We start from the raw sequence: 7922 nt of genomic DNA on the forward strand, positions 1-7922 counted from the left end.
ATTCAGATGCTGATGTGCTTGCTGATTCAGATGCACTTGTTGATGCTGATTCAGATGCTGATGTGCTTGCTGATTCAGATGCACTTGTTGATGCTGATTCAGATGCTGATGTGCTTGCTGATTCAGACGCTGATGTCGATGCTGATTCAGATGCTGATGTGCTTGCTGATTCAGATGCTGATGTGCTTGCTGATTCAGATGCACTTGTTGATGCTGATTCAGACGCTGATGTCGATGCTGACTCAGATGCTGATGTGCTTGCTGATTCAGATGCACTTGTTGATGCTGACTCAGATGCTGATGTGCTTGCTGATTCAGATGCTGATGCTGACTCAGACGCTGATGCTGATTCAGATGCTGAAGTTGAAGCTGACTCAGACGCTGATGCTGACTCAGACGCTGATGCTGACTCAGATGCCGAAGCTACTTCTGACTCAGATGCTGATGCTGACTCAGATGCTGACGCTACTTCAGATTCCGATGCTGATGCTGACTCTGATTCTGATTCCACTACAGATTCAGATGCTGATGTTGATTCAGAACCTGACTCTGACAATGAATCTGACACTGAGTTGTACTCATCTTCATTTTTCTTATAGATGTGAGTGGTTTCAGTCATCTCAACACCTGCGTAAGAGAAGGTGTATGGAAGCGTGATACCAATCAAGTCAAGACCTGACACTTTTTTACCCGTTACTGGATCAATGGTTTCACCTGGAGTTGTAACATTACCTGGGTTGTAGTCACGTCCAAAGTGTAATGAAAGACGATTGACTGCTCCTGTCGTTGCTGGCCCGATTTGGAAACGAGAAAGGTAAACTGTATCTTCGTAATCTTTCAAGTCCATCTTGAACCATTCACCAGCTTTAAGCGAGTTCAAATCAAGCTCAGCCGGATCCGTAATTGGCGCTGACTCGACTTGGTATGGAGAACCATTTGGATCTGTTGTCAACTTAGTTACTGTATAAGTATCCAAGAATGACGCTGGCAACATGTTATTAGTGTTTGTTACACCTTTTGAAAGTACCGACGATTCAAATACCTTGATGAAGCCTTCTGTCGTTGTTGAGCGGAAGTCATGCGTACCTGTGTAGTTTGGATCCGCAAGATAGATTGCTTCTGTGTAACTATGTGTTCCAGCAATCGGAGTTGCGATCGTTTTGTACTGGATGTATTTACCACCTTGAGTATCGTTGGTTGGGTAACCTTGACGTACACGGATAACATAAGGAATAGCAGACTGAGGTGTTACATCTACTGTTGTTTTTTCAGAACGAACATAGTCGAATCCTGGGAAGTCACGGACATCTGATGGGATGTTTGTCAAGCCAGGAATAGTTGCAATCGTGTATGTACCTAGAACTTCACCAGCTTCCGTCACGTAAGTTGTTGTGTTGGCAACTACACCCGGAACCTGAACGTTTGGTTGAATGGTATTCTCATCATAAAGAACTTTCAAGGTACCTGATGAATCAGCTGATGCCGTTGTTGCATCGTACTCAGCAACAACTGGACGACCACCTGCAGAGTCTTGGAAGGTTGTAAACTCAGTTTTCTCACCTGGAGCAACTGTCTTAGTTTCTAGGATGTTATTTGACTTATCAACCAACTCAAGTAATACTGTTCCTGAAAGATCCTCTGCTACAGAGGCACGGATGTAGGCACCGTTTGATGATGACAAGCCATAACCGGCACCAGAACCAACTGTACCATCATACCAAGCTGAGAATGCGTAGTACTTGAAAGTCAAGTAGCCAGCAGTTGTTGTCGCAACCATTGTACCTTGAGTTGCTGATTGAGCCTCTGCCTTGTGAGGATCTTGCATGTCTGGGTTTGGCTCGATGAGTGCCACACCACCTGGATTAAAGGTACCACTACCATCATTGACTGCTGAAGCATTGATATCTGCCAACATTGCCGTAAGGACACCATCTTCATCACGTTTCAAGAGTTCTGCTGCCAAGGCATCGTTGGCTGCTTTCACTGCTACGATTTGTGCTTCTACTTGCTCAATCGTCGCTGTTGGATCTGCCAAGACTACTTTTGCTGCTGTGATTTCAACCTGTGCTGCTGCAACTGCTGCTGCAAGGCTTGCATCTTCAACTTCTACCAACTCTTTTTGACCAAGGTCAACCAAGATTTCAGCTTCTGATGTTACCTGTTCCAATACTTGAGTTGGAGTTTCAGTTGTTGCAGTTTCTGAACTTGTAGTTGTTTCAGTTGCTGACGCTGTTTCTGAACTTGCTACTGCTGCAGCTTCTGATACTGCTTCACTCAACAATACTGACTCAGATGTTGATACTGATTCTGAAGTTGATGTTGATTCTGAAGTTGATACTGATTCAGAGGTTGAAACAGACTCAGAAGTTGATAGAGATGCAGATGTTGTATCTGATTCTGTTGCTGAAGCTGATTCTGTTACAGATTCTGTAGTTGAAACAGACTCGCTTGCTGCTTCTGTAGTTGAAACAGACTCACTAGCTGACTCAGAACTTGTACCTGACAAGGTTACTGTATCAGCACTTGCCAATGTAGATGTTGTCGCAACTTCCGATGCGTACACTAGTTCTGGCTGAACTTGATCTAGAACGACTGAAGTTCCTAACAAAGCTCCTGCTGCAGCGAAACCGCGAGCCACACCTACTTTAGATGAAACCATTGAGCCATCTACTTTTACAGTCTCAGCTGCAGAACCACCTGCTACTCGGAACAAACCGATGCTGGACATGACCGTGCGAACCCAATGCTTACCTGATTTGTGCATCTTGACACGGCTATTTCGTGAAACTTCTGTAAAGTTTTTATTTACTTTTTTATTCACTTATGTTCTCCCTATTATTTTAATCTAGACCCCCGGACCCCCAAGTCCTAAAAAATCTATAGTCATCTTACCGTCATTTCTTGAAAATGTCAAGAAATATGCACACTTTTTTGAAATTTCCGTAAATATATTCAATTATATTTACAATATTAATATAATGTAATTTTCCGATGTTCGTTTTGTAATTGTTTTCATGTATATTTTTGCATTTTCGCTGTATTTTTGCTATCTTTTAATTTTTCTTCATTATAATAGTGTCTTTTAGATTTTAATTCCTTTACAATACAAAAAATGCCCGAGTACTGTCTCGGACATCTTTTATTTTAGTCAATTTTTTCCGCTCAACTTCATTCACTTTGACAAAGCGCATTAAAGACAGCGTCTACCAACAGTTTTTTTGTAAAATAACCCTGACGTAACAGCGGATTAAAGGACCTCACTCTAGTAACAAATTCCTGATAGTCAGCTGGTGTCATGGTTTGAATTTTTTCAACCGCTTCATCCAAGCTATCCACAACCAAACCAAGACCATTTGCCTCAATAATTTCCTGATTGGCGATTCCCCTTTGGACAATCACAGGGATTCCTGCAGCGAGAAAGGCCCCTAGTTTATATGGGCAATAGAGTTCTTGGTAACCCTTGTCATGATCGTCCATCCAGACCAAACCAAATCCTCCTCTTGACATTTCCAGCAGTAGTTGTTCATCTGGTCGATATGGAACTCTAGTTACTTGTTCAGGGTATTCTCCTTCCTCATTGGAGTAGACAGTTAGTTTGATGGAATAGTTCCATTGTTTGATAAATCCAAATCGCGCTGGCGAACCTGGAAAATGAATCAAGGGTTGAAATGTCGCTGGCAATTGAGGGGTTTTGGTCGGATGATCCCACATTCCTTGAACCAATGTTTTTTTCACGGTGAGACCTTCTTTACGGAGAAGGTCAATCATTCGTTGACTAGGGGCGATAAGGACATCCGCCATGTTGTAATAGGAAATAATTCGCTTCATCAGATAATAGTTACTTTCAAACATGAGAGGGACTACATCATGAATAAAAATAACAAGCTTAATTTGATAAACCTTTAGTTTTGCCATCAATCGTTCATCAAATTCTGTCGAATTCCAGGTGGGTGTTTGAAAAATAACCACATCTCCATGACTCAAGCCTGCAACAATTCCATCTAGTCTTTTACTTAACTCTGATGGGCTATCAGTTGCCATATTGTAAGAGTAAATTCCCATTTCCCGATATCCCAGCTCAATGGCAAGATCTGTCACCATATTTTGTCCGATTTGGGCAGTAGATGATGCCGCATGTCCATTTAAATTGGTTATATATACTCTCACTCAGTACCTCTTTCTCTAGATCATTTGGAAGATTATTTACTTTTTCTTCCTATTTGTTATTTCTTTCCATTTCCTATAACTAGTATAGGCGTCCTGGAATGGAAGACTTAGATTGTCCGCGCTAGACTGACTTCACTATTGATTTTAAAGACGTACTTATGCCCCTGCGTCAAACTATGATAGAAGCCATCTCCCTCATAGACTTGGAAAATCTGCATGGTCTTGCGACTTTCTTCGTCCTTGTAAACATGTTGGACATAGGGATTGTCCGCAAAAACCTTCTCCAATAGTTCTTGACTAGCCGGACGAGCTTTGCCCTCGATACGAATGACTTGAATCAAGTAGTCTTCTTCTGATAGGGCGGTTACTGCCACGCGCTCATCCCCCATCAATTGCTGATAGAAATGTGTTTCCGAACCAGTCATAAAGAAAATACCATCTTCATTGGCTGCTGTGATATGAATCGGACGTGCATGGGGGTTGCCAGCATTATCAACCGTCGCAAAAATTCCCAGCTTCATTCCTTCCAAAATCTCCATGACATCTTTGACTTCCATAAGTAGCCTCCTAGACTTACATTCTACCTAAATTATAGCAAATTCCATTAGGAAAGTTAAGGCCAACCTACAAAAAAACTGCTGAATATTTTCCTAGCTATTAGGACCTACAAAATCACTCTTTAACTGTACTCTCGTACCAAGGTAGACAAAGGTCCTATTGAGTACCTTTGGATCGGCCATTTTTATCCGAAACAAAAAATAATGATCCCGACCATCCTTGGCCACCTCCTTATTGAGACGAAAATAGGACTTACCAGAACTGGCCATGGTCAGTAGAATATCATCCGCCAAGAAGGTCAAAGGAGTATCCAAGGCCGAATATTTATAAAAATCCTCTTCAAACCGATAGTAATTTTCCGAAAAATAATCAAACTGCCATTCATTGTGACGAGCTATTTTTTTCATCCTACTCCATCCTCTATATCTAATGCTAATAGTTTCGCCATCGGAATCCTCACATGTCCTTCCTTCCCTTTGACAACAAGGTGTTCCCTGGACAAATCTGTAATAATGCCGATACGATACAATCGTTCTCCTCCTTCTTGTACCAAAAATGTACCCAACAATTGTTGGGTAAACAACTGATTGAGAAGGAAGAGTTTTTGAGATAGGGGCAATTGCTCCATTTCCTCCACATCGACCGAAGACTCCTGCAAGGCAGTCGTGTGCTCTGAAATGAAAAATCCCATCCATTTGCCCATCCCCCTATCCTGATAGAGTTTAACCGAATCGAAAGGTAAATAACTGCGATCAATCATTCCAATCCCTCCAATCCACCAGCGGAATGTCCACCCACCAGTCTGCTACGTTCGAAGACCCTAGAGGCAGGATCCAATACATCTGCTGTGACCAATGATGTAAAACCATACTTGTTTTGAATGCTGTCTATAACCTTCTGCAATCGCTCATCACGCTCCAGCTGCCCAATATCATCAAACAAGCCAAAGACCATCACTGATTCATCAACCAATTGATCAAAGCGAATACCTATTCGACGAATAGCACCATCTTTGTATTTCTCCCGAAACAAATCAATGACAATGGTTGCTAAACGCTTATAGTCACTTGTAGGTTCAATGGTTCGTTGCACCAGAATGGGCATTCGTTTCTCTCGACTTGAAAAAACTAGCGTCAAGCCAACCCGCTTTGTTTTTTTCTTCCTTTTCCGTAACCGCCTTGCGACCTGGCTCGTAAAACCTCTCAATAAAATCTCTAAATCCTGTTTGTTTGTATAATCTCTATCCAGGGTCTGACTATTACCAATCCCCTTACTTTTCGGAGAATAGGGATTCTTGAGATTGGACTCATCTACTCCATGGGCATGAAACCACAATTGAGTCCCCATCACTCCAAACTCCTTTTTGAGATAATCAGGGTTGGCCAAGGCCAACTCTTTCACCGAATGAATCCCCAACTGCTGTAGGCGTTTCTCCGTTCGACGGCCAATTCCCCAAAAATCTGTTAATTTAGGAATCTGCCAGACCTTGCTTTCCACATCCTGATAGGACCAATTTGCCCGCATGTTTTTGGTTGACTTAGCTTCATTATCCAAGGCTAGTTTAGCCAGCAAAGGATTGGCATTGCTCATCCCAACAGTAGCATAGACTCCTGTTTGTGACCAAATCGCATGTTGAATCCTTTCTGCAACCAAATCTAGCTTTACCATACGCGATAAAGCAGGATCCTTCACAAAGTAGTCCAAGGAAGTCGTCAAATCAAGAAAACCTTCATCGATAGAGTAAGGAAATATCTCATCCCGACTAGCAAAATTTTCAAATATCTTTTGAATCTCGATATTTTTTTCAATATACAATTCCATCCTAGGCGGCACAATATAGGATCGCTTGGCCCAATACTCAACATAACGGATATAGTCAAGAGTCATGGGTAAACCATTCCTTTTGGCGTTTTGATAGGAAAATTTCCTGGTCCGAATGTCAAAAGGTAGCTCATGTGTCCTGCCGACATTATCACGACCAAATACCTGCTTAAAGATAGGAGAGCTTGCCAGAATCAGCCCATTTGAATGATCATCGCGACTAAGGACACATAAGGAAGTCGTCAAAGGGTTCAAACCTCGCTCGACACATTCTATCGAAGCATAAAAGGATTTCATATCAACAAAGGCAATATCTGACACCGGTTCCTTTGCATAATCAATCAGCCCCATATTCCCTCCTAAACTACCAACGGCATGAAGTGGCCAACAACCTTTCCTACTATCTTAGGCTGGTCTTCATAAAAGGCAAACTTATCCGGATGGTCTGGATTGATGGACACGAGACGGAAACCTTCCTTCTCCCGATAGACACGCTTGATATAGGTATGACCAAACCAGACAATGGCATAGATACCACCGTCATAATCAAAACCAGTCTCCTTGATAAGTGCCACCTCTCCTGATTGGAACATGGGCTCCATGGAATTTCCCTTTATCCAAGTCGCTACATCATGGTCCATCTCTTTATCAAAATAGACTGTTTCCGTCTCAAACTCATCCTCAAAAGCCTCACCAGGCCCTGCCGACAGCAAAATATTGGTCCGAACCTGATAGGCCACAAACTGTAGAGACTGGTACTGCTCCTCCAACAAACGCTGTGAGTAACGCATCACCTTTCCTTGATGAGCACTAGTCAGCTTATGGTAGACTGACAAGAGCTCAAAATCCGACTCAAAGTAACCTTTAGCCACCAAAAATGTCTCCTCCAAAGTCCGCAGATGCTTGGCATTGGGAACCGTCGTCTCCGATTCCCACTTAGAAATCGTCACCTTCCCAACACCAACCAGCTTCCCTAGATTTTCCTGCGTCATCTCATTGACCAAACGAATCGCCCGCAAACGCTCCCCTGAAAACATCCTTCACCTCATTGAGTTTCTTTATAAAGTAACTATATTATACAAAACAAATGAGCATCTGGCAAGACTGAATAACAAATCTTTCATTGTTAAAAATCCCAAATGAGTCCAGTAATAATTTCTTATGCTCATGGGCACTATCTCTTCTCGAGATATATGGTACATTTAAAAACTAAACCGAAGAATTACTTATTCCTCAAGAAAATGATTTATGGGAACTATATACCAGTTTACACCACCAACAACATATTGTATTTATGAGAATATCAAAAAGGCGATTTCCGTTTTGGAAGTCGCCTTTTCAATTTTAATAGTTGTTCCCTTTTGAAGAGTTGTGCT

At 42.1% G+C, this 7922-nt stretch carries 7 protein-coding genes; all 7 read right to left on the reverse strand.

Going from position 1 to position 7922, the window contains the following annotated elements:
- A partial coding sequence (locus J5566_RS10720; RefSeq protein ID WP_208563016.1) for a KxYKxGKxW signal peptide domain-containing protein occupies window positions 1-2821 on the reverse strand: 2821 nt, incomplete at its 3' end.
- A 347-nt stretch (window positions 2822-3168) separates the two neighbouring features.
- A complete protein-coding gene (locus tag J5566_RS09035) occupies window positions 3169-4167 on the reverse strand; it encodes a sugar transferase (RefSeq protein ID WP_208563017.1) in 999 nt (332 codons plus the stop codon).
- A gap of 107 nt (window positions 4168-4274) precedes the next feature.
- On the reverse strand, window positions 4275-4724 hold the full coding sequence (locus tag J5566_RS09040) for a pyridoxamine 5'-phosphate oxidase family protein (RefSeq protein ID WP_208563018.1): 450 nt from the start codon (window positions 4722-4724) through the stop codon (window positions 4275-4277).
- 93 nt (window positions 4725-4817) lie between these two features.
- The gene (locus J5566_RS09045; RefSeq protein WP_208563019.1) at window positions 4818-5132 is read right to left on the reverse strand and encodes a DUF5960 family protein; all 315 of its coding nucleotides are present in this window, start codon (window positions 5130-5132) and stop codon (window positions 4818-4820) included.
- Entirely contained in the window at window positions 5129-5485 is a 357-nt protein-coding gene (locus tag J5566_RS09050) for a hypothetical protein (RefSeq protein WP_208563020.1), read from the reverse strand. Before J5566_RS09050 ends, J5566_RS09045 begins: the two co-directional genes overlap by 4 nt.
- A complete protein-coding gene (locus J5566_RS09055) occupies window positions 5482-6897 on the reverse strand; it encodes a DNA polymerase thumb domain-containing protein (protein ID WP_208563021.1) in 1416 nt (471 codons plus the stop codon). The genes J5566_RS09050 and J5566_RS09055 overlap by 4 nt, the downstream gene beginning before the upstream one ends.
- Window positions 6898-6905: 8 nt before the next feature.
- Entirely contained in the window at window positions 6906-7583 is a 678-nt protein-coding gene (locus J5566_RS09060) for a LexA family transcriptional regulator (RefSeq protein WP_208563022.1), read from the reverse strand.
- Window positions 7584-7922 lie beyond the last annotated feature (339 nt).

It is taken from the genome of Streptococcus suis, from assembly GCF_017601095.1.
GTDB lineage: Bacteria > Bacillota > Bacilli > Lactobacillales > Streptococcaceae > Streptococcus > Streptococcus suis_Z.